19 protein-coding genes are annotated in these 24,483 nt (G+C 71.7%); 15 read left to right on the top strand and 4 right to left on the bottom strand.

Annotated features, from left to right (window positions below; translation table 11 throughout):
- Positions 1 to 82: 82 nt before the first annotated feature.
- The 9 genes from uvrA (at position 83) to WMF26_RS45830 (ending at position 12,282) form a co-directional block, all read left to right on the top strand.
- The gene (gene uvrA / locus WMF26_RS45870; RefSeq protein ID WP_437997860.1) at positions 83 to 3,124 is read left to right on the top strand and encodes an excinuclease ABC subunit UvrA; all 3,042 of its coding nucleotides are present in this window, start codon (positions 83 to 85) and stop codon (positions 3,122 to 3,124) included.
- 538 nt (positions 3,125 to 3,662) lie between these two features.
- Positions 3,663 to 5,351, top strand: a complete 1,689-nt coding sequence (locus WMF26_RS45865; RefSeq protein WP_437997859.1) for an IgGFc-binding protein — start codon at positions 3,663 to 3,665, stop codon at positions 5,349 to 5,351.
- A 62-nt stretch (positions 5,352 to 5,413) separates the two neighbouring features.
- On the top strand, positions 5,414 to 6,328 hold the full coding sequence (locus WMF26_RS45860; RefSeq protein WP_437997858.1) for a DMT family transporter: 915 nt from the start codon (positions 5,414 to 5,416) through the stop codon (positions 6,326 to 6,328).
- Between the two features lie 210 nt (positions 6,329 to 6,538).
- Positions 6,539 to 7,909 carry a phenylacetate--CoA ligase family protein gene (locus WMF26_RS45855; RefSeq protein ID WP_437334322.1) on the top strand — a complete coding sequence of 457 codons (1,371 nt, stop codon included), beginning with the start codon at positions 6,539 to 6,541 and terminating at the stop codon, positions 7,907 to 7,909.
- Positions 7,910 to 8,122: 213 nt separating this feature from the next.
- Entirely contained in the window at positions 8,123 to 8,845 is a 723-nt protein-coding gene (locus tag WMF26_RS45850) for a ClpXP protease specificity-enhancing factor SspB (RefSeq protein ID WP_437952360.1), read from the top strand.
- A gap of 59 nt (positions 8,846 to 8,904) precedes the next feature.
- A complete protein-coding gene (locus WMF26_RS45845; protein ID WP_437997857.1) occupies positions 8,905 to 10,125 on the top strand; it encodes a branched-chain amino acid ABC transporter permease in 1,221 nt (406 codons plus the stop codon).
- Positions 10,122 to 10,940 carry an ABC transporter ATP-binding protein gene (locus WMF26_RS45840; protein ID WP_437997856.1) on the top strand — a complete coding sequence of 273 codons (819 nt, stop codon included), beginning with the start codon at positions 10,122 to 10,124 and terminating at the stop codon, positions 10,938 to 10,940. The genes WMF26_RS45845 and WMF26_RS45840 overlap by 4 nt, the downstream gene beginning before the upstream one ends.
- Positions 10,937 to 11,695, top strand: coding sequence for an ABC transporter ATP-binding protein (locus tag WMF26_RS45835; protein WP_437997855.1), 759 nt, complete (start codon positions 10,937 to 10,939; stop codon positions 11,693 to 11,695). The genes WMF26_RS45840 and WMF26_RS45835 overlap by 4 nt, the downstream gene beginning before the upstream one ends.
- Before the next feature lie 212 nt (positions 11,696 to 11,907).
- Positions 11,908 to 12,282: a response regulator gene (locus tag WMF26_RS45830; RefSeq protein ID WP_148314491.1), complete on the top strand. Its 375-nt coding sequence runs from the start codon at positions 11,908 to 11,910 to the stop codon at positions 12,280 to 12,282.
- 98 nt (positions 12,283 to 12,380) lie between these two features.
- Here the strand turns inward: WMF26_RS45830 and WMF26_RS45825 are convergent, their stop codons facing one another.
- A complete protein-coding gene (locus WMF26_RS45825; RefSeq protein ID WP_437997854.1) occupies positions 12,381 to 13,430 on the bottom strand; it encodes a hypothetical protein in 1,050 nt (349 codons plus the stop codon).
- Positions 13,431 to 13,925: 495 nt separating this feature from the next.
- On the opposite strand from WMF26_RS45825, the gene WMF26_RS45820 reads away from it, so the two are divergent.
- From WMF26_RS45820 to WMF26_RS45805, 4 genes are all read left to right on the top strand, one after another.
- Positions 13,926 to 15,491 carry a glycosyltransferase gene (locus tag WMF26_RS45820; protein ID WP_437334318.1) on the top strand — a complete coding sequence of 522 codons (1,566 nt, stop codon included), beginning with the start codon at positions 13,926 to 13,928 and terminating at the stop codon, positions 15,489 to 15,491.
- A 358-nt stretch (positions 15,492 to 15,849) separates the two neighbouring features.
- Complete coding sequence (locus tag WMF26_RS45815; protein ID WP_012241218.1) at positions 15,850 to 16,155, top strand: integration host factor subunit alpha; 306 nt, start codon at positions 15,850 to 15,852, stop codon at positions 16,153 to 16,155.
- Positions 16,156 to 16,166: 11 nt separating this feature from the next.
- Positions 16,167 to 16,532, top strand: a complete 366-nt coding sequence (locus tag WMF26_RS45810; RefSeq protein ID WP_237244684.1) for a MerR family transcriptional regulator — start codon at positions 16,167 to 16,169, stop codon at positions 16,530 to 16,532.
- Positions 16,513 to 17,175 carry a hypothetical protein gene (locus tag WMF26_RS45805; RefSeq protein ID WP_437997853.1) on the top strand — a complete coding sequence of 221 codons (663 nt, stop codon included), beginning with the start codon at positions 16,513 to 16,515 and terminating at the stop codon, positions 17,173 to 17,175. Before WMF26_RS45810 ends, WMF26_RS45805 begins: the two co-directional genes overlap by 20 nt.
- A 36-nt stretch (positions 17,176 to 17,211) precedes the next feature.
- Here the strand turns inward: WMF26_RS45805 and WMF26_RS45800 are convergent, their stop codons facing one another.
- Together WMF26_RS45800 and mgtE are read right to left on the bottom strand one after the other, a co-directional pair.
- Positions 17,212 to 17,832, bottom strand: a complete 621-nt coding sequence (locus WMF26_RS45800; protein WP_437997852.1) for a single-stranded DNA-binding protein — start codon at positions 17,830 to 17,832, stop codon at positions 17,212 to 17,214.
- 216 nt (positions 17,833 to 18,048) lie between these two features.
- Positions 18,049 to 19,434 carry a magnesium transporter gene (mgtE, locus tag WMF26_RS45795; protein ID WP_437997851.1) on the bottom strand — a complete coding sequence of 462 codons (1,386 nt, stop codon included), beginning with the start codon at positions 19,432 to 19,434 and terminating at the stop codon, positions 18,049 to 18,051.
- Positions 19,435 to 20,173: 739 nt separating this feature from the next.
- Here mgtE and WMF26_RS45790 point away from each other — a divergent pair.
- A complete protein-coding gene (locus tag WMF26_RS45790; RefSeq protein ID WP_437997850.1) occupies positions 20,174 to 22,573 on the top strand; it encodes a hypothetical protein in 2,400 nt (799 codons plus the stop codon).
- 146 nt (positions 22,574 to 22,719) lie between these two features.
- Positions 22,720 to 23,412, top strand: coding sequence for a response regulator transcription factor (locus WMF26_RS45785; RefSeq protein WP_020741161.1), 693 nt, complete (start codon positions 22,720 to 22,722; stop codon positions 23,410 to 23,412).
- On the opposite strand, the gene WMF26_RS45780 is transcribed toward WMF26_RS45785, so the two are convergent.
- A complete protein-coding gene (locus tag WMF26_RS45780) occupies positions 23,394 to 24,326 on the bottom strand; it encodes a M23 family metallopeptidase (protein WP_437997849.1) in 933 nt (310 codons plus the stop codon). The genes WMF26_RS45785 and WMF26_RS45780 overlap by 19 nt on opposite strands.
- Positions 24,327 to 24,483 lie beyond the last annotated feature (157 nt).

The raw sequence follows: 24,483 nt of genomic DNA, 5'->3' as shown, positions 1-24,483 counted from the left end.
ATTGCGCGCTGCTTGCCTGTTTTTCCATAGAACATCGAGTGCCGGACAGCGCGTCACCGTGTTAATGGCGGTGGGCAATCCAATGTCCGCGCGAACGAACGGATCCACACAGCCGCAGACCATCGCATCCACCCCCCGCGGCGGGGCGCTGGCCAGGTCCGGCAACGGCGGCGCAAAGGCCGCGCCGCGCGCCGAGCCGCCCGCGCCGGGGCTCGCGCAGGTCGAGCCGCGGCCGGCGCTCAAGCTCCTCGACGCCGCGCGCGAGCCGGATTTCATCGAGGTGCTCGGCTCGCGGGAGCACAACCTCCGCATCGACCGGCTGGAGGTGCCGAAGCGCAAGCTCGTGGTGTTCACGGGGGTGAGCGGCTCGGGCAAATCGAGCCTGGCGTTCGACACCCTCTACGCCGAGGGGCAGCGGCGTTACGTCGAGACGCTGAGCTCGTATGCCCGCCAGTTCCTGGGTCAGCTCGATCGCCCGCAGGTCGAGCACCTGCGCGGCCTGTCGCCGACGATTGCCATCGAGCAGAAGAGCGCGTCGAGCAACCCGCGCTCCACGGTCGGCACGATCACCGAGGTCTACGATTACCTGCGCGTCCTCTATGCGCGCGCCGGCGAGCAGCACTGTCACCTCTGCGGCAAGCCGGTGAAGGCGCAGAGCTCGGAGCAGATCGTCGACGAGCTCCTCGCGATGCCGGAGGGCACGAAGTTCGTGCTGCTCGCGCCGCTCGTGACGCACCGGAAGGGGGAGTTCAAGGACCTGTTCGAGGAGCTCCGCGGCCGCGGCTTCGTGCGCGTCGAGATCGACGGGGCGCAGCACCGGCTCGACGAGGTGCCGCGGCTCGACAAGAAGCTCAAGCACACCATCGCGCTCGTGGTCGACCGGCTGGCCGTGCGGGCGGAGGAGCGCCAGCGCATCACCGAGGGGGTCGAGCTCGCGCTCCAGGAGGGGCGCGGCGAGCTCCGGGTCGAGGTCCAGGCCGACGACGGGCCGGCCGCGCGGCGGCGGCGCCCGGCCGCCCCGCTGCTGTTCAGCGCCGCGCGCTCCTGCTGCGGCCAGAGCTTCCCCGAGCTCTCGCCGCAGAGCTTCTCGTTCAACAGCCCGCTCGGCATGTGCGGCGCCTGCAACGGCCTCGGCACCCGCCTGGAGATCGACCCGGCCCTCGTGATCCCGGACCCTTCGCTGTCGATCCGGGAGGGCGCGATCGCCCCCTGGGCGTCGGCGATGGCGCGCGGCGAGGGCTGGACGTTCCGCATCATCGACGCCGTGGCCAAGGCGTGCTCCGTCGACCTCGACGTGCCCTGGCGCAAGCTCGGCGCGAAGAAGCAGGAGACGGTGCTCTATGGCCTCTCGGGCAAGCGCATCGCGGTGACGTGGGGGAAGGAGGGGACCGAGACCCACGGCACCTGGGGCATGAAGTTCGAGGGCGTGATCCCGAGCCTGATGCGCAGGTTCCAGCAGTCGTCGTCCGAGTCGGCGCGGGACGCCTACCGCAAGTTCATGAGCGAGCGTCCGTGCGACGCCTGCGGCTCCAAGCGGATGCGCCCGGAGTCGCTCGCGGTGCGCGTCGCGGACAAGAGCATCGCCGACGTCACCGGCATGACGGTGAAGGACGCATTCGACCATTTCGCCCGGCTGGAGCTCCCGGGCAACCGGCAGAAGATCACCGAGGGCGTGCGGCGGGAGATCACGAGCCGGCTGAGCTTCCTCCTGAACGTGGGCCTCGACTACCTGACGCTCGATCGCTCGGGGCCGACGCTGAGCGGCGGCGAGGCGCAGCGCATCCGGCTGGCGAGCCAGCTCGGGAGCGAGCTGTCGGGGGTGATGTACGTGCTCGACGAGCCGAGCATCGGCCTGCACCAGCGCGACAACCAGCGCCTCATCGAGACGCTGCGGCGCCTCCGGGATCTGGGCAACACGGTGCTGGTGGTGGAGCACGACGAGGAGACGATCCGGGCCGCCGATTACGTCGTGGATTTCGGCCCCGGGGCGGGGCACCTCGGCGGGCGGGTGATGGCCGCGGGGACGCCCGAGGAGATCGCGCGCGACCCGGAGAGCCTGACGGGCGCGTACCTGGCGGGGCGCGCGCGCATCGAGCTGCCCGAGGCGCGGCGCGCGCCGCGCGGGTGGCTCGAGGTCCTGGGCGCTTCCGAGCACAACCTGAAGAGCATCGATGTCCGGTTCCCGCTCGGGGTGCTGCTCGCGGTGACCGGGGTGAGCGGCGCGGGCAAGAGCTCGCTGGTGAACGGCATCCTCCTGCCGGCGCTCGGCCGGGCGCTCCACAACAGCACCGAGCCGGTCGGGGCCCACCGCGCGATCAAGGGGCTCAAGGCGCTCGACAAGGTGATCGCGATCGACCAGAAGCCGATCGGCCGCACGCCGCGCTCGAACCCCGGGACGTACACGAAGGCGTTCGACCAGATCCGCGAGATCTTCGCCGAGTTGCCGGAGTCGCGCGCGCGCGGCTACGGCCCCGGGCGGTTCAGCTTCAACGTGAAGGGCGGGCGCTGCGAGGCGTGCAGCGGCGACGGCGTGGTGAAGGTGGAGATGCACTTCCTCGCCGACGTCTACGTCCCCTGCGAGGTGTGCGCCGGCAAGCGGTACAGCGCGCAGACGCTGGCGGTGCGGTACAAGGGCAAGAGCATCGCCGACATCCTGGACACCAGCATCGAGGACTGCGTGCGGCTCTTCGAGCACCACGTGGCGCTGCGGCGGGTGCTCGACACGCTGGTCGAGGTCGGGCTCGGGTACATGAAGATCGGCCAGAGCGCGCCGACGATGAGCGGCGGCGAGGCGCAGCGCGTGAAGCTGAGCCGCGAGCTCGGCAAGAGCCAGACGGGGCGCACGCTCTACGTGCTCGACGAGCCCACGACGGGGCTGCATTTCGAGGACATCCGCAAGCTCCTCGGCGTGCTCCACCGGCTGGTCGAGGCGGGGAACACGGTGGTGGTCATCGAGCACAGCCTCGACGTCATCAAGTGCGCCGACTGGGTGGTCGATCTCGGGCCCGAGGGCGGCGCCGGCGGCGGCCGGGTCATCGCCGAGGGGACGCCGGAGGACGTCGCGAAGGTGCCTGCGTCGTACACGGGGCAGTTCCTGCGCCCGCTGCTCACGGCGCGGTCGTAGCGCGTCGGCCAGGGGCGTCAGGGGGCTTCCGAGACGCCCGGCCCCCGGGGAGGGAGCTCGTCGCGCGGGGCGCGGGCGGGCTGAACTCGCCTGGGACGTCCTGTGCCCGTCGTGCTGCGCACGACAGACACAGGACGTCATTGGGGCTCAGACATCAGCCCGCCCGCGCCCCGCGCTCCCTCCCCGGGGGCCTACGGCAAGCGCAACCAGGAACGGGCGAAGCGATATCGTACGATCTGTCCCGTCTGTGACCTTTGCTTCTTATCGGTGGTTGCTCCAGGATTTCCTCGGTGTTCCGCGATAGCGATCGCGACACAGAGGCCCAGCGTGCTTGCGTCGCGGCACAAAAAAGCGTAGCCGGGATCGATGGACACCAACGTGTCCAGGGGTGCGAAAGCGCTCGACCATTTACTTCATCGATCCACTGGAATTCGCATTCCACTCGGGCTGTCGCACAGGCCCCTGTGCTCGAAGTCCGTTGACGGGAGGGCCCATGCAGTACTCGAAGCACACTCTGTTTCTCGGCCTAGGACTGTTGGTGGCGGCCGGGTCCGCGGCCGCATGCTCCGCCAGCGGCTCGTCCGCGGGCCCCCCTCGGCCTGGAAACACCTCCGGCGGCGGCTCGGGCGACGGCGGATCCTCCACGAACACGAACACGAGCACCAGCGGCAACGCCGGCTCCACCAGCACCGGCGACGACATCGGCACCGGCACCGGCGGCAGCGACCCAGGCCCCGAGCTCATGGGCGACCCGAAGACGTGCGCGGAGGCCGCCGCGAACAAATCCTATATCGGGTGCGACTTCTGGCCCACGGTCACCGCGAACATCGTGTGGTCGATCTTCGACTACGCGGTCGTCGTCGCCAACGCGGGCGACGAGGTGGCCGAGGTCGAGGTGACGCGCGACGGCGCCTCGGTGGCGCACGCCGAGGTCCAGCCCAACAGCCTGGCCAAGGTCTACCTCCCCTGGGTCCCCGAGCTGAAGGGGCCCGACGCCAGCGTGTGCGCCTCGGGCGAATCGCTCAGCAGATCCGTTCGCGTGGACGGCGGCGCTTACCACCTCGTCTCGACCCGGCCGGTCACGGTCTATCAATTCAACGCGCTGGAGTACAAGGGCGCCGGGGGCCCGGACGGGAAGAACTGGTCCTCCTGTCCCGGCCTCCGAATGTGCCCCTCCAGCGGGGCCCCCTACGGCTGCTTCTCCTTCACCAACGACGCCTCGCTGCTCCTGCCGAGCACCGCGATGACCGGCAACTACCGCATCACCGGCCAGCAGGGCTGGAGGACCGCGTCGATGGGCGGCTACGCGGTCATCACGGGCATCCAGGACGGCACCAGCGTCACGGTGAGCCTCGCCCAGGGCGCCTCGGTGATCGCCGGCGACGACATCCCTGCGACGCCTGGCGGAGGCAGCTTCACCGTCGACCTCGACGCGGGCGATGTCGTCGAGATCCTCGGGACCCCGAGCAGCGATCTCAGCGGCAGCCTCGTCACCGCCACGCGCCCCGTCCAGGTGCTGACCGGCATGTCGTGCGTGCAGTCGCCGATCGGCTACAAGGCCTGCGACCACATCGAGGAGTCGGTGTTCCCGGCCGAGACCCTGGGCAAGCGTTACTTCGTCGCCGTCCCGACCTCGCCCGGCGGCGAGGTCTTCGGTCACGTCGTGCGCCTCTACGGCAACGTCGACGGCACGGCGCTGACCTACCCGTCCGGCCGGCCGGACGGCGCGCCGACCTCGATCGACGCCGGCCAGGTCGTCGACCTCAGCGTGGTGAAGCGGGATTTCGAGGTCGTGGGAGATCACGAGTTCGCGGTCAGCACGTTCATGCTGGGCGCCGAGATCGTCGACCGCGACACCGCCCCCCCCGACCAGAAGGGCGACCCGTCGCAGAGCCACGCCACCGCGGTGGAGCAGTACCGCACCAAGTACGTCTTCCTCGCGCCCAGCGATTACGACGAGAGCTACGTCGACGTGATCCAGCCCCTCGACGCCACGATCATGCTCGACGACGCCCCCGTCGACGTCGAGCCGACCCCGATCGGCAACGGCTCCGGCTTCGGCGTCGCGCGCATCCCGCTCGGCCCGGGCAACGACGGCGCTCACGTGCTGACCGCCTCGGCCCCCGTCGGCATCCAGGTGATCGGCTACGGCTCCTACACGAGCTACCAGTACCCGGGCGGGCTCAACCTCGTCCTCATCGCGCCCCCTCCGCCCCCGCCCAACTGACCCCGCCGGGGGGGCGCGCCGCGCTGGTTGTCTTTCCCGGCCGGCTGACATAGCAGCATCGCATGGCGGCCAAGCAGCGCGTCACGGCCGGGAGCGCCGCCCTCTTCGTTGTCCTGGCCAGCCTCGCCTTCGCCGCGAGCGGCCCCCTCGCCCGGTACGCGCGCCCGGTCCACCCGCTCTTCGTCGCCTTCGGCCGGGTCGTCCTCGCCGCGGTCGCGCTCTCCCTGCTCGACCTGCGCGCGATCGCCCGCTCGGCGGCCGGCCTCTCGCTGCGCCAGCGCGCCGCCGTCCTCGGCGCGGGCCTGCTGCTCGCCCTCCACTTCGCGCTCTTCCTCTGGGGGCTCGACCGCACCTCCATCGCCGCGGCGCTCTCGCTCATCTCCCTCGAGCCGCTCGCCGTCGTGCTCTGCGCGTGGGCGTTCTTCCGCGTCCGCCCCACGCGCGCCGAGCAGGCCGGCGTGCTCCTCGCCACCGCCGGCGCGCTCGTCATCGCGAGCGCGGCCGGCGCCGGCGAGCACCGGCTCTCGGGCGACCTCATGGTCGTCGGCGCCACCGTCCTCTACGGCCTCTACGTGTCCTTCGCCCGGGCGCTCCGCGACGCCCTGCCGGCGCGGAGCTACGCGGCGCTCGTCTACGCGAGCGCCGCCGTCTTCCTCGCGGCGGCGCTCCCCGCCGCGCCCGGCGCGCTCGAGGGCGTCGCCCCGCCGCCGGCCCACGCCGCCGTCGCCATCGTCGCGCTCGCGCTCGTCCCCACCCTCGTCGGCCACACCGCGGTGCAGGCCGCCGCGCGCCGCATGTCCCCGTCGATCATCGCGCTCGTGTCCCCCGGCGAGACGCTGGGCGGGATCCTGATCGGCGCCCTGTGGCTCGGCGCCATTCCCACGACCACGGAGATCGCCGGCGCCGCGATCATCCTCGCCGGCGCCACCGTCGCCATCTTCGGGTCGAGCCCGCCCGCGGCCAGCGGCGCAGGCTGACGCGCCCTCCGGCGCCGCGTCCGACGGAACATCGCTCGTCCGATGGAAGCGTGCCTGTGCGGCGATCGATCGAGGAGCCCCCGGCCGCGCCAGGACGGAAGCCGCCGGCGCGCGCCGCTCCGGTCGGATTCCTCGCCACGAAGACGCGGATTCGCGGGAGAGCCGCCGGCGCGCGCTTGACGGTGGAGGATTCGATAGAACGCTATCCCCATGTACGGTGAGCTGTTTCGAAACATCCTGTTTCCGCTCTACGAGACCCGTTTGCGGGGCAGGGAGACCCTGAAGCACCTGGAGGACCTCGAGCGCTCTCAGTGGCTGTCGGAAGACGAGACTCGCGATCTCGGCTTCCGGCGGATGCTCGCCGCCCTCCATTTCGCCGAGCAGAACGTCCCGTTCTACCGCGCCCGGTTCGCCGAGCACGGGGTGCGCGTCGCCTCGGTGAAGGCGCCGGAGGACCTCGTGCGGCTCCCCGTGCTCACGCGGGCCGACCTCCGCGCCCACGGGCCGGAGCTCCTCGCCGAGGGCTTCGTCGGCAAGCTCTACTCGAGCGGCACGGGGGGCTCCACGGGCGAGCCGGTGCGGTTCCGCTTCGACCACCGCACCTACGAGCGCCGCGTCGCGGCCGCCATGCGGTCCGACGGGTGGGCGGGCGCCCGGCTCGGCGACAGGGAGCTCCACCTGTGGAGCACCCAGTTCGGCGAGACGCTCGCGAAGAAGGCCAAGCGCTCCCTGCACGAGGCCATCCTCCGCAAGAAAATGGTCAGCGCCTTCGATCTGTCCGAGGCCCGGTTCGCCGCGCTGCTCGACGAGATCGCGCGGTACCGGCCGCAGCTCATCGTCGGCTACACGAGCGCGCTCTACCACGCGGCCCGCTACGCGCTCGCGGAGGGGCGCGCGCTCCCTCCGCCGCGCGGCGTCGTCACCAGCGCGGAGCGGCTCTTCGCGCACCAGCGCGAGGCGATCGAGCGCGCGTTCGGCGCCCCGGTCTTCGACCGGTACGGCTGCCGCGAGCTCATGCTGATCGCGGCGGAGTGCGAGCGGCACGAGGGCAAGCACATCCACATGGAGGGCGTGTACGTCGAGCTGCTCCGCGACGGGCGGCACGCCCTCCCGGGCGAGCCGGGCGAGGTCGTCGTGACCGACCTCGTCTGCCGATCGATGCCCCTCATCCGCTATAAGAACCAGGACGTCGCGATCGCCGCCGGCGCGCCGTGCGCGTGCGGCCGCGGGCTGCCGATGCTCGCCTCGGTGGAGGGCCGCGTCCTCGACCTCCTCGTCGGCCCCGACGGCCAGCTGCTCGCCGGGGAGCTCTTCCCGCACCTCATCAAGGACCAGCCGACGATCGCCCGCTACCAGGTCTACCAGGACCGGCGGCGCGCGATCACGGTCCGGCTCGTGCCCGCCAAGGGCTTCCAGCCCGAGACCGCGCGGCTCATCGAGCGCACCGTCCGGCAGCACCTCGGCGAGCGCGCGGAGATCTGCGTCCAGATCGTCGATCGGATCCCCCTCACGCCCGGCGGCAAGCACCGGGTCACCGTCTCGGAGGTCCCCGTCGAGCTGAGCCGGCGACCCGCGGCGTGAGGTGCGCCCTGGTGCGCGGGTGTGCTGCGAGGCTCGAGCGCCTCGGCGCCGGCCGCGCGCGCGGATGCGGACTACGGCGAGCTTTCTACAGAGCTGCTGGAGTCGCCTGACGGCTTTCGCGCCGCGGCCCGCTCACGGGCGCGCCGCCGTTCGCCCGAGGGCCCGAAGCGCTGGCGGAGCCGCGCGGTCCGGGGTATTGGGCAGAGCAGTACGATGTCCGACGTGCAGAGACCGCTTCCGCCGAAAAAGGACGTCGCGCTGGCCCTCCTCGAGCGAGAGCCGAGCGTGTTCATCCACCTCGACCCGCGCCGGCCCGGTGTCTCCGTCCCCAAGTGGTTCACGGGGCAGCCGCAGCTGATCCTCCAGGTCGGCATGAACATGGCGATCCCCATCCCCGACCTGAAGGTGGACGACGACGGGATCAGCTGCACGCTCTCGTTCAACCGCGCGCCGTTCTGGTGCCGCCTGCCGTGGCACGCGATCTGGGCGCTCGTGAGCGAGGACCAGCGCGGCATGGTCTGGCCCGAGGACATCCCGGCCGATCTCGCCGCGCAGAAGCAGCAGCGGCCCGGCGCGGCCCCGCAGAAGCCCCAGAAGCGGCCGCGCCCCCGGCTCGCCGCCGTGGCGCCCCCGAGCAGCGACGAGGAGCGGAGCGACGACGCGGCGGACGACGAGGCGCGCGCGCGCGACAAGGCGCGCCGCCCCGAGCTCGAGGCCGTGGAGCCCGCCGAGCGCCGCGGCGAGCCCCCGGCGCGCGACGCCGGCGCGGCCGTCAGGCCGCTCGCGCCGGTGCCCGCCCCGGCCCTCGCGCCGGCGCGGTCGACCGAGGCGGAAGACGACGATTCTGGCACCTCCGGTGAGCCTGAGCCCAGACCGCAACCAGGGACGGGCAAGCCGAAGCGCGAGCTGCCCCCCTATTTGCGCGTTATCAAGTAACGCTCCCGCTTGACGGTGCGGCCCGGCCAAATCAACTGTGGCCGGCCATGCCTCGACCGTTGAAGCGCGTCATCACGGCGCTCGTGCTCCTCGGCGTCGTCGTCGCCCTCGAGTTCGGCTTCGAGACCCTCTTGCCGGACGCCGCCTGGCGGCAGCTCGCCCTGTTCGCGATGGTCAACGTCATCGCGGCGCTCTCGCTCAACGTCATCAACGGCATGGCCGGCCAGTTCTCGATCGGCCACGCCGGCTTCGTCGGCATCGGCGCGTACACCGGGGCCATCGTCGCCGGCAACCTGCACCAGCAGCTCGGCGGCGGCGATCCGCTCTTCGGCAACTCGTTCCTCGTGATGCCCCCGGCGCTGCTCGCGTCCGGGCTCGTCGCCGCCCTGTTCGGCCTCGTGGTCGGCCTGCCGAGCCTCCGGCTGCGCGGCGACTACCTCGCGATCGTGACCCTCGGGTTCGCCGAGATCTTCCGCCTGACGATCGCCACGGCGACGACCGGCGCCGCCGACCAGGGGCCGATCGGCAAGCTGCTCGCCGCGCTCGGCGGCCCGATCGGCTACGCCGGCCCCGACGACACCGGCGTCCCGCAGTACGCCGGCCCGTTCTGGATCTTCGGCGCCGTCGCGCTCATGACCATCGTCGCCTGGCGGCTCAAGTTCTCCGGCTGGGGCCGCGCGCTGCGCGCGCTCCGCGAGGACGAGATCGCCTCCGCCGCGGTGGGCGTCGATCCGACGCGCTACAAGGTCACCTCGTTCGTCATCTCCGCCGCCGGCGGCGGCATCGCCGGCGGCCTGCTCGCCTCGATGCGCGACGGCAACCCCACGGTCCAGCCGGACCAGTTCACGTTCAACTACTCGTTCGACGCGATCACGATGGTGATCCTCGGCGGCTCGGGCAGCGTCAGCGGGTCGATCGTGGGCGGCGTGCTCGTGACCTTCACGGTCAAGCTCATCGAGCAGCTCCAGGGCCTCGACAGCGTCCTCGCGCTGAAGGCGGCGTACCCCGCGCTCGATCTAAACGCCCTCAGGATGGTGCTCTACGCGGCCATCCTCATCGGGCTGATGATCCTGCGCCCCGAGGGGCTCTTCGGCGAGCGCGAGCTCTTCGGCCGGCGCGCGGCGCGGCCGCAGCGCGCGCCGGTCGGGCCGACCGAGCCCGTCCCCGCCACGACCGGCGCCGAGGCGGCCGCCGAGCGCGCGGACGCGCCGCAAGAGGAGAGGCCGCCCGGCACCGCCGTGGAGCGCGAGGCCAAGCCGGCCGGGAGGGAGTTCGAGTGAACCTCGATCTGAAGGGTGTGACCAAGCGGTTCGGCGGCCTCAAGGCCGTGGGCGGCGTCTCGTTCACCGTGCCGGAGCGCTCGATCTTCGGGCTCATCGGCCCGAACGGCGCCGGCAAGACGACGGTGTTCAACCTGATCACCGGCGTCTACAAGCACGACGAGGGCTCGATCCGCTTCGGCGGGACCGACCTCGCGCCGCTCAAGCCGAGCCAGATCGCGCACCTCGGCATCGCCCGCACGTTCCAGAACATCCGCCTCTTCGGCCAGCTCACCGTGCTCGAGAACGTGCTCGTCGCCTGCGAGAACCTGCGCAAGGCGACGCTCGCCTCCGCCCTGCTCCGCTCGCGGTTCTTCTACAAGGACGAGCAAGAGATGACCGAGCGCGCTCTCTCGCTGCTCTCGGTGTTCAAGCTCGAGGCCATGGCCGACGAGATCTCGACGTCGCTCTCGTACGGCAACCAGCGCCGCCTCGAGATCGCGCGGGCGATGATGCTCAAGCCGAAGCTGCTCCTGCTCGACGAGCCGGCGGCGGGCATGAACTACGGCGAGGCCGAGGGGCTCAAGCAGCAGATCCGCTGGCTGCGCGACACCTTCGACGTCACGGTCGTGCTGGTCGAGCACAACATGCAGGTCGTGATGGGGGTGTGCGAGCAGCTCCACGTCCTCGACCACGGCGAGACCATCTCGCACGGCACCCCGGAGGTCGTGCGCAAGGACCCGAAGGTCCTCGCCGCCTACCTCGGCGAGGAGGTCGACGAGGACGCGGCCGAGGCCCGCCCCGCGGCCGGCGCCGCGGCAGAGGAGCCCGCATGAAGACATCGCACCCGACGCGGCAGCCCCCCTCGGTGGCGCCCGGCGAGCCCCTGCTCGTCGTCGACGATCTCGCGGTCAGCTACGGCGGCATCCGGGCGCTCAAGGGCGTGAGCCTCGAGGTCCGGCGCGGCGAGATCGTCGCGATGATCGGCGCGAACGGCGCCGGCAAGACGACCACGCTGAAGACGATCGTCCGCCTCCTGCCGATCGCCGCCGGCCGCATCCGCTACGACGGCAAGGACCTCGCGTCCGTCTCGACCGAGGATCTCGTCGCCGCCGGCGTCTCGCTCGTCCCCGAGGGGCGCGCGATCTTCTCGAACCTCACCGTCCGCGAGAACCTCGAGCTCGGCGCGTGGTGCCACAAGCACGGCCCCACCATGGGGGAGACCGTCGACGACGTGGTGAAGCTCTTCCCCCGCCTCGGCGAGCGCATGCACCAGCACGGCGGCACGCTCTCCGGCGGCGAGCAGCAGATGCTCGCGATCGGCCGCGCCATGATGGGGCGCCCCGCCATGCTGCTCCTCGACGAGCCCTCGCTCGGCATCGCGCCGCGGCTCGTCGCCGACATCTTCGAGTCGATCGCCAAGATCGCGGCGTCAGGAACCACCGTACTCCTCGTTGAGCAAAACACCCGACTCGCGCTCAAGTATTCGACGCGCGCCTACGTGCTCCGTACTGGGCAGATCGCCATGAGCGGCGACTCCAAGGATCTCGCGGCGAACGAAGAGATCCGCGCGGCCTACCTCGGCGGCTGAGCTCCCGCCGGGCCCGGCGGTCGCCGGCGCATCGCGCAGACGACGGGGAGAAAGCGCTGGTGTTTCAAGCGCGTATCAACGCGTCGCGTGATGCGATGAGGCGCGATTGACATCGCGCTTTGCCGCCGATGGAGTATGGTTTCGGTGAGCCAGGCGATGAAGATCCGTTCTTCGGCGCTTCGGCCAGACCCAGCCGCCAACGGGGGATACTTATGGAGATTGAGAGCACGACCCGCGTTCTGGTGATCGACGACGACGCCAGCAACACCCAGCCGCTCGTCCACTTCCTCTCGTCCCGGGACTACACGGTGGAGACGTGCTGCGGGCTCGGCCATGCGCGTGACGTGCTTGCCCGCTGGCGTCCTCACGTGATGGTGCTCGTGCCCCGGGAGGAGGCGGATCTCCACAGCGAGATGGAGGAGCTCCGCCGCATGTCGCCGCGCGTGCCCGTCGTGATGCTCACGCTCGCGGCCGGCCCCGAGCTCATCCTGGACATGGAGGCGTTCGCGCCCACGGTGCCCGTGTGCCCGTCGCGCGACCTCGCGTACATCGAGTCGGCAGTGGCGGACGCCTCGGCCATGGGCTGAGCGGCCGCTGCCGGGCGAGCCCGCCCGGCGCGGGGCGCGAGCGCCTGCGCCTCGGCGCGGATCACGCCGCCCGGGGGCGGGCCGCGCCCCGCCGCGCCTCAGGCGGGCGGCTCGAGGCCGTCCGGCAGCCCGTCGAAGAACTCCTCCACCACGGACGCGAGCCAGGCGCGCACCGGCGCGGTCGCGCACGCGCTCCGCACGAGCGGCCAGAGCGCGGCCGCGAGCGCGTCGACGTCGAGCGCGTCGAGCGCGGGCGCGATCCCGAAGCGCCCCAGCACCTCGCCGAGCGGCTCGCGCGCGTGCGCGGCGACGAACGCCGCGATCGCCTCGCTCGTGCGCGCCCGCACCGGCCGGTCCCGCAGCACCTGCGCGGCGATGTCGGCCCCGAGCTCCTCGGCGAGCGCCGAGCTCTTCGCGTCGAGCTGGCCGACGAGCGCGCAGATCTCCTGCTCCAGCACCCACGTCGCCACGTGCTTGCGCAGGCCGACGAACTCGGGCGTGTCGCCCTTGGCGACGAGGATGTCGTGCACCTGGCGCATCGCCGTGCGCGAGAACCCCTGCAAGAAGCGGCGGATCTCGGGCTCGAGCCGCCGCTCGAACTCGCCCTGCAGGGTGCCCATCGCCTTGCCGACCCCGCCCAGGCCGAAGGGGGCGATCCGCTTGAGCAGCGCCGGCAGGCCCCACTCGGCGAAGAACGGGTTCACCTTCTCGGAGAACTCCTTCAGCGTGTCGTAGAGGACGTCGCGCATCACCGCGTCGAGCGCCGCGCTCTCGAGCACCTCGCGCACGAGCCGCTCCGGGACGATCTTCGGCTGCTCCAGGATGCGGTCGAGCTTGTCGCGCGCCCCCTCCGGCATGAGCTCCTTGGCGCGCCGCCGCTCGGCGCGCGCCGCCTCGACCAGCGCCGCGAGCGCCGCGGCGGCCGCGGGCCGGACCGCCCGCCGGAGCGACTCCTCCGCCGCCAGCGCGTCGAGCGCCCGCGCGACCGCCCCCGCATCGATGAGCTCGCCGAGCGGCGTCGCGAGCAGCGCCGCGAAGCCGGCGGGCAGGCGCTCCCGGAAATCCCGCGCCGCGGCCTCCGAGACGAGCCGCGCCTCGAGGAACGCGATCTGGCGGGCCTTCAGTTCATTAAGTAGCGCGCGGCTCATCGGCAACGGATAGCCCCGGGCTCCCGCGGGCGCCAGGCGCAGATGACCCCGGGCCCCCGGCGGCGGCGCCGCCCCTGGAGAGGACTCCAAAACCCCACAGCACTGTGAATCTGCCCATCAGGTCAGGGCCGTACTTATCGAACCTTCCCTCGGAGAGCCCTTACGAAACACACCTTACTTAGCGCATCGGTATCGGGGGATTACCTTACCTCGTGCGTCGCTCGCGCACGCGCGTTCGTGCGGCGAACCTGCGGCAAGCGCCGCGTGACCGGGCGAAGCGGGATTGTCGGTGATTGTCATTTTCCAGGGGGGAGGACTCGACCCCAAGTCAACTTTTCACGCCTCGTGACAGAGAGTTGCAACGAATTACAAGTGCATGACAACTTCGGATTCGGCGAATGGTACGCGTTCGTTACCCGCCAGCACCGCAGGAGTTGAGACCGGGGTTCGCCCGATCCCACCCGACCGAAAGCCCGCTGGCGGCAGGTGCTCCCGATGCTCTCCATGCTGCTCTGCGTGCTCTACTTCGGCGTGCTGCTCGGCCTCAGCGCCTACGGCCTGCACCGACTGCACCTCGTGGTCCTCTGTCGCCTCCACCGCGCCAAGATCACGCGCGCGCAGGAGGTCCCGGCCCTGACCGATCGCGACCTCCCGCCGGTGACGATCCAGCTGCCGCTCTTCAACGAGTCGACGGTCGCGGCGCGGCTGCTCGATGCGGTCGCGCGGATGGATTACCCGCGCGACAAGCTCGAGATCCAGGTGCTCGACGACTCGACGGACGAGACGCAGGCCCTCGTCCGGGCGCACGTCGAGCGGCTGCGCGCGGAGGGCATCGACGCGGTGTACCTGCACCGCACGAACCGCGTCGGCTACAAGGCGGGGGCGCTCGACGCGGGCCTCAAGGTCGCGAAGGGCGAGCTCGTCGCGATCTTCGACGCCGACTTCATCCCGCAGCCGGGCTTCGTCCGGTCGATCGTCGGCCACTTCGAGGATCCGACCGTCGGCATGGTCCAGACGCGGTGGGGGCACCTGAACCGCGACGTCTCGATCCTCACGCAGGTGCAGGCGCTCATGCTCGACGGCCACCACCTCGTCGAGAACCGCGCGCGCTACGGCGCCGGCCTCCTGTTCAACTTCTCGGGCACCGGCGGGATGTGGCGCAAGGACGCCATCCTCGAGGCCGGCGGCTGGCAGCACGACACGCTGACCGAGGACCTCGACCTCTCGTACCGGGCGCAGCTCGCGGGCTACCGCTTCGTCTACCGCGAGGATGTGGTCTCGCCGGCGGAGCTCCCCGAGGACATCTCGGCGCTGCGCGCGCAGCAGTACCGCTGGGCCAAGGGGACGGTGCAGACCGCGCGCAAGCTGATGGCGACGGTGCTGAACGCGAAGCTCTCGCGCGGGCAGCGGCTCGAGGCGTTCTTCCACCTCACGCCGCACTTCGCGTACCCGCTCCTGGTGCTCCTGAGCGTCCTGCTCCTGCCGGCGCTCGTGCTGTTCCCCGCCGCCGACACGCTGACGATGTTCGCCATCGACCTGCCGCTCTGCACGGCCACGACCGGGTCGCTCGCGGCGTTCTACATGCTGGCCGAGACGGCGCAGGGCCGCTCGCGCTGGGGCGCGGTCGCCCGCTTGCCGATGCTCATCGCGCTCGGGACGGGGCTCGCGCCGCACCTGTCCAAGGCCGTGATCGAGGGGCTCCGCAGCATGGCGGGCGAGTTCGTCCGGACCCCGAAGCAGGGCGACAACAAGGGCCGGTACAAGGTGCGCACGGACCTGCCGCTGACCGAGGCGATGCTCTCCGTGCTCTCGTGCGGCGCGGTGGTCGCGTCCATCCAGACGGGCCACTACTTCGCCACGCCGTTCGCGGTGCTCTTCGCCGTCGGCTATCTCTACGTCGCGATCATGGTCGCCCAGGAGCAGATCGGGCGCCGCCGCGAGGCGGTCTCGAGCGCGCCGGTCGTCGGCTGGAGCGACGCGCGGCCGGGCGACGCGGCCGTGGTCGGCGCCTGGTCCAGGCAGGCGACGAAGGAGCGGCCCCTCGGCGATCTCGCCGCCTGAGCGGTCCGCCGCTGGCGAGCCCGTGCCTTGCCGAGGCCGCGCCGGAATCCTGCCGGATTTCCGGCCGCGGCCTCGAGGCGGACGGGGCGGGGAGCCGATCCCGCGGTGGCGGGGTGGCTCCGATCCCCGGGGGAGGCCCGGTTTTCGGGCTCCTCGCGGGCTGGCCCCGACGCCCGCGTCCGCTGGAGGCTGCACGAAGCGGGCCCGGCCCTATCGGGCGACACCTGCGTACCCCCTAGACCTACCCGACGCAGGCTGGCATCCTGCCACAGGCCGGTCGGGGGACCGCACGCGGCTTCCTGAACGGTCTTCAGGGGTTGCGGCGCGCCCCCCCTTCTGTAAGGGCGATGGGGGTCTCATGACGAAAGCCGAAATCGTTCAGGCGGTCTACTCCCGCCTCGGGGGGTTCTCGAAGAAGGAATCTGCCGATCTGGTGGATCTCGTGTTCGAGACCATGAAGGAAACCCTGGGGCGCGGAGAGAAGATCAAGATCTCTGGCTTCGGCAACTTCGTGCTGCGCGACAAGCGTCAGCGGCAGGGCCGCAATCCCCAGACCGGCGACCCGATCCTGATCACGGAGCGCCGGGTCCTGAACTTCAAGGCGAGCCAGATCTTGAAGCAGGCCCTCAACCCGCGCGAGACGGCCTCGGCGGCCGAGGAGTAGACCGCTTGGCCGTGCGCCAGCAGCTTCCGGCGAAGCTGTACTACCGGATCGGCGAGGTGGCCGGCATCGTCGGGGTCGAGCCGCACGTGCTCCGGTACTGGGAGACGGAGTTCCGCTCCATCCGCCCGCAGAAGTCGGCGAAGGGGCAGCGGGTCTACAGCCGGCGCGACGTCGAGACGCTCCTCAAGGTGAAGGAGCTCCTCTACTCGCATCGCTTCACGATCGCCGGGGCGCGGCGCAAGCTGCGCGAGGGCGGGATCGAGCCGCCGGCCCCCGACGCGGGCGCGAGCCACGAGGAGGTGCAGCGGATGCGCGCCGCGCTGGTCGAGATCCGGAGCGAGGTGCTCGCGCTGATGGATGAGCTCGAGCGCGTCTGAGCTGCACGGCGTGGCGCCGGGCCTCGCGCTGCGCCTCTCGCTGCCCGCCGGGGCGCGCGACGCGCCGCCGGAGGCGTTGCCCGCGATCGACGTGTCGGCGATCGCGGGGGCGAAGGTGACGCTGCGGCGCGGCGTCGAGGCGGACGACGTGTCGCTGCGCGCGGTCTGCGCGACGGCCCCGTCGCGGCGGTGGGTCACCGGCCTGGAGGAGCTGGTGCTCGATCGGGCGTCGGGGCTCGTGCGCGGGGCGCTCGGGGTGGCGATCGAGCGGTGGGAGGCAGGGCCGATCCGGGGGATCGAGCGGCGGTACGAGCAGCCGTTCGAGGGGGCGGGGAGGGCGGGCGAGCGCGCGGTGGCGATCCGTGGGCGGCACGTGCTCGGCTTCGCGGGGCGCGAGCACGACGCGGCGCTCTGCAGCGTGGTCTGCCTGGAGCCGGCGCAGGGGGCGGGCGCCCGATGCGAAGCGCTGCTCGGCGCGACGGAGATCGAGGGGGCGTTCGTGGCGCCGCCGGCGCCGGGGTTGCTCGTGCGGGCGATCTTCCTCGCCGCGGAGGAGCCGCTCGCGGCCGCCGCGGGGCTCGGGGTGCTCGCGGCGGCGGGCGTGGCCGTGGTGCTGGCGAGGCGGCCGCGGCCGCGGCCCTAGCCGACGGCTGGGCCCGGAAGCCCGGAAGGGGCGCGATCAGAACGGGATGTCGTCGTCGTTGCCGCCGCCGCCGTAGCCGCCGCCGAAATCGTCCGGCGGGGGACCGGGATCCGGCGCCGCAGGCGCTGGGCGACCGCCGCCGCCGCCGCCGCCGCGGTTGTAGCCGCCGCCGGCCGGGCGACCGCCGCCGCCGCCGCCACCGCCGCCGTAGCCGCCGCCACCACCACCGCCGTAGCCGCCGCCACCACCGCCGTAGCCGCCGCCACCGCCGCCGGGATCGGCGCCGAACCCGGCGTCGTCGTTGGCGACGCCGCGGCCGCCGCGGCCCCCGCCCGTCAGCAGGACGTTGTTCGCGATCACCTCGGTCTTGTAACGCTTGTTGCCATCCCGATCGTCGTAGCTCGACGTGCGGAGCGAGCCTTCGACGAAGATCGAGGAGCCTTTGCTGAGGATCTTGCCCAAGGCCTCGGCGCGCTTGCCCCAGATCACGACATTGTGCCAGTCCGTCCGTTCTTTCCGGACCTTGTCGCGATCCAGGTACGATTCGGTCGTCGCGAGCCGCAGGTTCAAGACTGCCTGCCCTCCCTGGGTGAACCGGAGCTCGGGGTCGGCGCCCAGGTTGCCGAGCAGCATCACGCGATTCAAGCCTTCGGCCATCTTGACTCCTTCCCTAGGAGCGGTTCAGCGCACGTTGCGCCGAACGAAAATCGACAGTTTCACTCCCCCATGGGGGCCGACGCGTCAAGGGCCCACGGCGCGTCGAGCGGCGCGCGGCGCGTCGAGCGGCGCGCCGCGCGCGGCGCGCCGCGCGCGGCGCGTCGAGCGGGCGCGCCGGCGCCTCGTCGGTCCGGACGGCGCGGCAGAAGGGGCTGCTCACCCGCCCGCCCCGGCCTGCGCGAGCAGGTCGGACAGGAAGAGGCGGGCGATCGTGAAGTAGAGCAGGATCCCGAGGACGTCGACGAGGCTCGCGATGAACGGCGTGGAGCTGGTCGCCGGATCGAGGCCGAGGCGCCGGAGCAGGAGGGGGAGCATCGCGCCCACGGTGCAGCCCATGAGGACGATCGCCATCAGCGTCACGCCGATCGTCAGGACGAAGCCGGTGCCGTCGCCCCAGAGCCAGACGCGGAGCATGCCGATGACCGAGAGGATGAGGCCGAGCACGACGGCCTGCCCGAGCTCGCGGACGAGGACGCTCGACCAGTCGCCGACGCGCAGGTCGCCGACGGCGAGGCCGCGGATGATGAGCGACGACGACTGCGAGCCGGAGTTGCCGCCCGTCGAGATGAGCAGGGGCACGTAGTAGGCGAGCGTCGCGACGGCCTCGAGGTCGTGCTCGAAGCGCCGGAGCACCTCGCCGGTCATGAACTCGCCGACGAACAGGACGGCGAGCCAGGGGGCGCGCTTCTGGATGAACGTCCAGAAGCTCGTCTTGAAGTAGCTGTCCTCGATGGGGCCGACCGCGCCGAGCCGCTGCATGTCCTCGGACTGCTCCTCCGTGAGGACATCCATCACGTCGTCGACGGTGATGACGCCGAGCAGCTTCCGGTCCGCGGAGAGCACGGGCAGCGCGCTGAAGTCGTACTTCGCCATGGTCCGCGCGACCTCTTCCTGGTCGGTCTCGGGGCTGACGGCGAAGACGTTCTCGGTCATCACGTTCGAGAGCTTCTCGGACGGCGAGGCGAGCAGCAGATCGCGCAGCGAGACGACGCCGATGAGGTGCCCGCGATCGGAGACGACGTACACGTAGTAGATGGTCTCGGCGTCCTCGCCGACGGCGCGGATGCGCTCGATCACGTCGGCGACCTTGAGGTGGATGCCCACCGACACGTAGTCGGTGGTCATGAGGCCGCCGGCGCTGTCCTCCGGCCACTTGGCGAGCTCCTCGACCTCGGCGGCGGCCTCGGGGTCGACCTTCTCCAGCGTGGAGAGCAGCGTGCCGCTGACCTGGTCGGGGAGGGCCTCGATGAGGTCGGTGCGGTCGTCGGCCGCCATCTCGGAGACGATCGGCGCGATGCTCTCGACGCCCATCTGCTCGACGAGCGCCTCCTGGGTCTCGCCGTCGAGGCGCTCGAAGATGGGCGCGGCCTCCTCGGCCTTGAGCGCCATGAGGACCTTCGCCGCCTCGGCGTCGTCCAGCAGGCCGATGAGATCGGCGAGGTCCTCGTCGTGGATCTCGTCGAGCAGGTCGGAGAGCTGCGCCGGATCCTCGGCGAGGAGCTGCCGGACCTCCGGGACCATGGCGAGGGCGACGCGCAACATGCTCGGGCACTGACCACAACTCGGCCCTGCTGGGAAGCGGCAACCCGTGCCGGCGCGGGTGGCGCGATCGAGCCAGCTGCCCCCTTCGACCGAGGTCGAGGTGCGGCAGCTCGACCCGGGTTGGCGGCGGCCGACCCGGGTTGAGCTGCGGTGCCACCCGTCGAGGACGACCGAGGTTGAGGCCGGCGGCCGACGAGGGCGAGGTTGGCTGACCGAGGTTGAGGTGCGGCCGACCCGACCCGGGTTGGGCCGACCCGACCCGGGTTGAGGTGGGCCGACCCGGGTTGAGGCCGAGGCCGACCCAACCTAGGTTGAGGTGGGCCGACCCGACCCAGGTTGAGGTCGAGGCCGATCGATCGCCGTGTAGGTGGCACGTCCAGGTGGGCCGAGGTTCCCAACCAGGCGGATCGCCTACGGAGTTGGCACTTCGCAATCAAGTTGACGGCGCGGCCGAGCGCGGCGATGGAGCCTCTCGAAGCGCGGCGGCGGCACCTCCTTTGCTACGGCGCCCTCAGGCGGGTCCGGGCGGGGCCGACGGGTCGAATTGACAGCATTCCGGTCGGGTCCTTAGCATCGGGCTCCCGTCGAGCCGCGGATCGCCTGCGGAAGTCGGTCATGGGCCCGTGGACGACGGGCCCGTTCAGTGGCTTGACCGCCGCGCAACTGGATCGGTGGTCGAAAGGAAAGTCCAATGATGACGCGGATTGAGCGTGAGAGGAGGCGCCCGTGGAGGGGCGCGATGAGGCTCGCCCTGGCGGGCCTCTTGATCGCGGGCACGGGCAGCGCCTTCGGATGTCTGAACCGCCCCATCGCCGCGAACGAGCCCCGCACGACATCGACGATCGTCGAGCGGCTGACCCAGAGCTCGGTCGACAAGATCGACCTCCTCCTGGCCATCGACAACTCGGGCTCGATGGCCGACAAGCAGGACATCCTCGCCACCGCCATCCCTGACCTCGTGCAGGGCCTCGTCAACCCGCGCTGCATCCACAAGAACGGCATGGAGCCGCCCGAGACCGTCTCGTCGCCGAACGAAGAATGCAGGCCGGACTTCAAGCGCGAGTTCGAGCCGGTCAAGGACATCCACATCGGCATCATCAGCTCGAGCCTCGGCGGCCACGGCTCGGGCGCCTGCCCGGCGATGACGAGCCCGTCCAACGTGGACATGGCGCACCTCCTCGCGCGCGAGAGCGAGGACTCCGAGGTCAACGACCTCCCGACCTACCTCAACAAGGGCTTCCTGGCCTGGGACCCCGATCAGAAGCGCGACCTGAACGGAGAGCCGGGGAGGCCCGACCCGGAAGACGGCGAGGCGGACATCGAGGGCGACTCGCCCGACGATCTCAACGACACCTCGCTCGTCGAGCAGCTCAGGGCGATGGTCAAGGGCACCGGGCAGTCCGGCTGCGGCTTCGAGGCGCAGCTCGAGAGCGTGTACCGCTTCCTCGTCGACCCGGAGCCCTACGAGCGCATCGAGATCCAGGGCGACGCCGCCGTGCCGATGGGCCTGGACGGCACCGTCATCGAGCAGCGCAAAAACTTCCTCCGGTCGAGCTCCCTCCTCGCGATCATCATGCTCAGCGACGAGAACGACTGCTCGATCCGCGAGGAGGGCCGCAACTACCTCGTCGCTGAGACCAGGAACGGCTTCCGCCTGTGGCGGCCGCGCGCCGAGTGCGCCACCGACCCGGGCAACAAGTGCTGCAGGTCGTGCAGCCAGAACCAGGACGGCTGCCCGCCCGACCCGGCCTGCACGGGCACCGACGGCTTCCCCGCCCGGCTGAGCGCCGTCGAGGATCCGGTCAACTCCCGCTGCTGGGATCAGAAGCGCCGGTTCGGCTTCGACTTCCTCTACCCGATCGAGCGCTACCGGCGCGCCTTCACCGAGGCGCAGATCCCGAACCGCCAGGGCGATCTCGTCCCGAACCCGATCTTCAGCGATCTGGTCACGGACGACGATGACTCGATCATCCGCGATCCCGGGCTCGTCTTCTTCGCCGGCATCGTCGGCGTGCCCTGGCAGGACATCGCGCGCCAGAACGCGCAGGGCGAGCCGGACCTCCTGCGCGGCCTCAACGAGGACGGCGAGCCGGTCGGCGGGTTCAAGAACGCGACCGAGCTCGGCTCCCCGCTGCTCGACAACGCGTTCGCCAGCACCTGGGAGCTCATCCTCGGCGACCCCGCGAAGTTCCAGCCGCCGAAGGACCCGTTCATGATCGAGTCGACGGCGCCGCGCTCGGGCACGAACCCGATCACCGGCGACACGATCATCCAGCCGGACCAGACGGGCTGGAACACCATCAACGGCCGCGAGTACACGATCCCGCAGACGAGCACCGGCGACCTCCAGTACGCGTGCATCTTCGATCTCCCCGAGTCGAAATCCTGCGAGGGCAACGCCCAGAGCTGCGACTGCAGGGAGCAGCAGGGCGCGCCGAACGACAACCCGCTGTGCGAGCCGGAAGCCGGAAGCAACCAGGAAGCCCCGGGCTCCAGGACGACGACGCAGATCAAGGCGAAGGCCTACCCGGGCCTCCGCGAGCTGCAGCTCATCCGCGAGCTCGGACCCCAGGGCATCGTCGGCTCGGTGTGCCCGGCGCAGCTCGAACGCACCAACGAGGCCGACTACGGCTACCGGCCGGCGATCGGCGCCATCATCGATCGCCTGAAGACGGTGCTCGGCGGCCAGTGCCTGCCGCGCACCTTGACCCCCGACCCCGAGCAGCAGGTCTCCTGCCTGATCCTCGAGGCGCGCAACTCGCAGGGCCAGTGCAACTGCGATCCTGCGACGGGGCGCGCCACGGTGCCGGAGAACGAGCCTCGCTTCGCCGCGGTCGAGGAGGTGCTCGCCCTCGACATCGCGAAGGTCTCCGGCTGGGACTGCGTGTGCGAGATCCAGCAGCTCGAGGGCGCGAATCCGGGCGAACCGGCCTACGAGTGCAGGAACAACGTGAACGACAACGTCGAGTCCGGCGGCCAGCCGGTGCACGGGTGGTGCTACGTCGATCCGTCGATCAGGCTCGGCGATGCGGCGATCGTCGCCGACTGCCCGTCGACCGAGCGGCGCAAGATCCGCTTCACGGGCAAGGGCGAAGCCCAGCAGGGCTCCACGCTGTTCATCACCTGCTCCGGCGAGTAGGCTGACGGCGGGCTGACCCGGCGCGCGGGGCCGATCGCGAGATCGCGCCCCGCGCCGCTTTTTGTGGCCCCGGAGGGCCTGCGGCGCGCCGGCCGGCAGGGCCCTCGCGGGGCCCGGTCGGTTTTGTGCTAAGACCGCACTCCGTCGTGGCGGCACGCAAGAAGATCCTGATCATCGAGGACGAGCCCCACATCGTGCTGGGGCTGACGGATGCCCTCGAGTTCGAGGGCTTCTCGGTGGCGTCGGCGTCGAAGGGGAAGGACGGCGTGCTGCTCGCGCGGCAGGAGAAGCCCGACGCGATCCTGCTCGACCTCATGCTCCCCGACACCAACGGCTTCAAGGTCTGCGAGGACCTGCGCCGCTGGGACGCGTTCGTGCCGATCATCATGCTGACGGCCCGCGGCCAGGAGATCGACAAGATCCGCGGCCTCGACGCGGGCGCCGACGACTACGTGACCAAGCCGTTCAGCGTGGGCGAGCTCATCGCCCGGCTGCGCGCCCTCTTCCGCCGCGCCGCCCGGCCCGCCGAGGCGCCGGTCGAGGTGTTCACCATCGGCAACGTGCAGGTCAACATGACCGCCCACACCGTCTCGCGGGGCTCGCGGTCGGATCAGCTGTCGTTCTACGAGGTCGAGCTCCTGCGCCTCCTGCACGAGCGCCTGGGCCAGCCGGTCTCGCGCGAGGAGATCCTCCAGAAGATCTGGGGGATCGAGGCCGGGCCGTCGAACCGCACGGTCGACAACTTCATCGTCAAGCTGCGCAAGAAGATCGAGCGCTCGCCCGACAAGCCGGAGCACATCCTCACGGTCTACGGCTTCGGCTACAAGCTCGCGCCCTGACGGAGCGGCAGCACGTTGCGGAGGTCGCACGGCACCGTCACGGCGGCGTCGATGATGCGCTTCGGATCGAGATCCGAGAGCCGCGCGCCCTCGCGGAGCTGCCGCGCCTCGAGGCGCAGCCGGACGAGGCCCGGGCTGCCGGTGTCGCCGGCGTACCCGACCACATCGCCCGCGTCGAGGCGCGCGCCCGCCACGACGCCGGGGCCGGGGCGGTCGAGGTGGCCGTGGAGCAGGACGTACCTGCGAACGCGATCCACGTCGCGCACGTCGTGCGCCGTGGCGACCATGATCCCGGACAGCTCGCCGACGAAGACGACCTCGGCCTTCCCCTCCTGGCCCTCGAGCCGCAGCGACGCCACGCGGTCGCCCCGCGCCGCCGCGAGGTCGACCCCGCCGGCCCAGGACGGCGGCTCGGGTCGCGCGGCGCCGATCGCGGCGACGGGGCCCGCCGGAGGCGGCGCGCCCGGTTGCGCTGGAGCGCCCTCGACGAGGAGGAACTCGGGCGCCTGATCCGGCGCGCCGATCGGGAACGCGTACGCGGCGGCGCTCGCCGGACGTTCCGGGCGGCGGGGGATGTGCTCGTAGGCCTGCCCGCGCGCGCCCGCCCCTGCGGGACGCGCGCCGCCCGGGCCGGAGAGCGCCGCCGCGCCGCCCTCGGAGAGCGGCGCGCCCGGCGCCGGCAGCGGGACGCACGCGGCGCCCTCCGGCACGGTGCGCGGGCCGCAGAGCGCCGCCGCGCCCGCGGCGCCGCGCGCCGCGGCCGCCGGAGGGACGACCGCGGGCGGCGGCGGCGCGGGGTCGTCGAGGCCCCCGAGCGCAAGGACGAGGGCGGACGCCGCGGCGCCGCGCACGAGCGGGGAAGGGGAGACCGCCGCCCTCGTCGGGCGGGCTTGCGATGAGCCGGACGCGCGCATGCCATGAACGGTCTACCGCATCGCGCGCGGCAGGCGAGCGCGATGCGGTAGCGCCGGGCTGGCGTGGCCGCGCCCGCCGTGGACGGGAATCCGCGGGGAACGGGCCCTTGCTGCCTGCCGGCTTGCGGAGGCGGCGCGCTGTTGATAGCTCCTCTTC

The organism is Sorangium sp. So ce185 (genome assembly GCF_051526825.1).
Lineage (GTDB): Bacteria > Myxococcota_A > Polyangia > Polyangiales > Polyangiaceae > Sorangium > Sorangium cellulosum_D.
The sequence above is the reverse complement of the archived record's forward strand: the minus strand, read 5'-3'. Positions and strand labels throughout refer to the sequence as shown.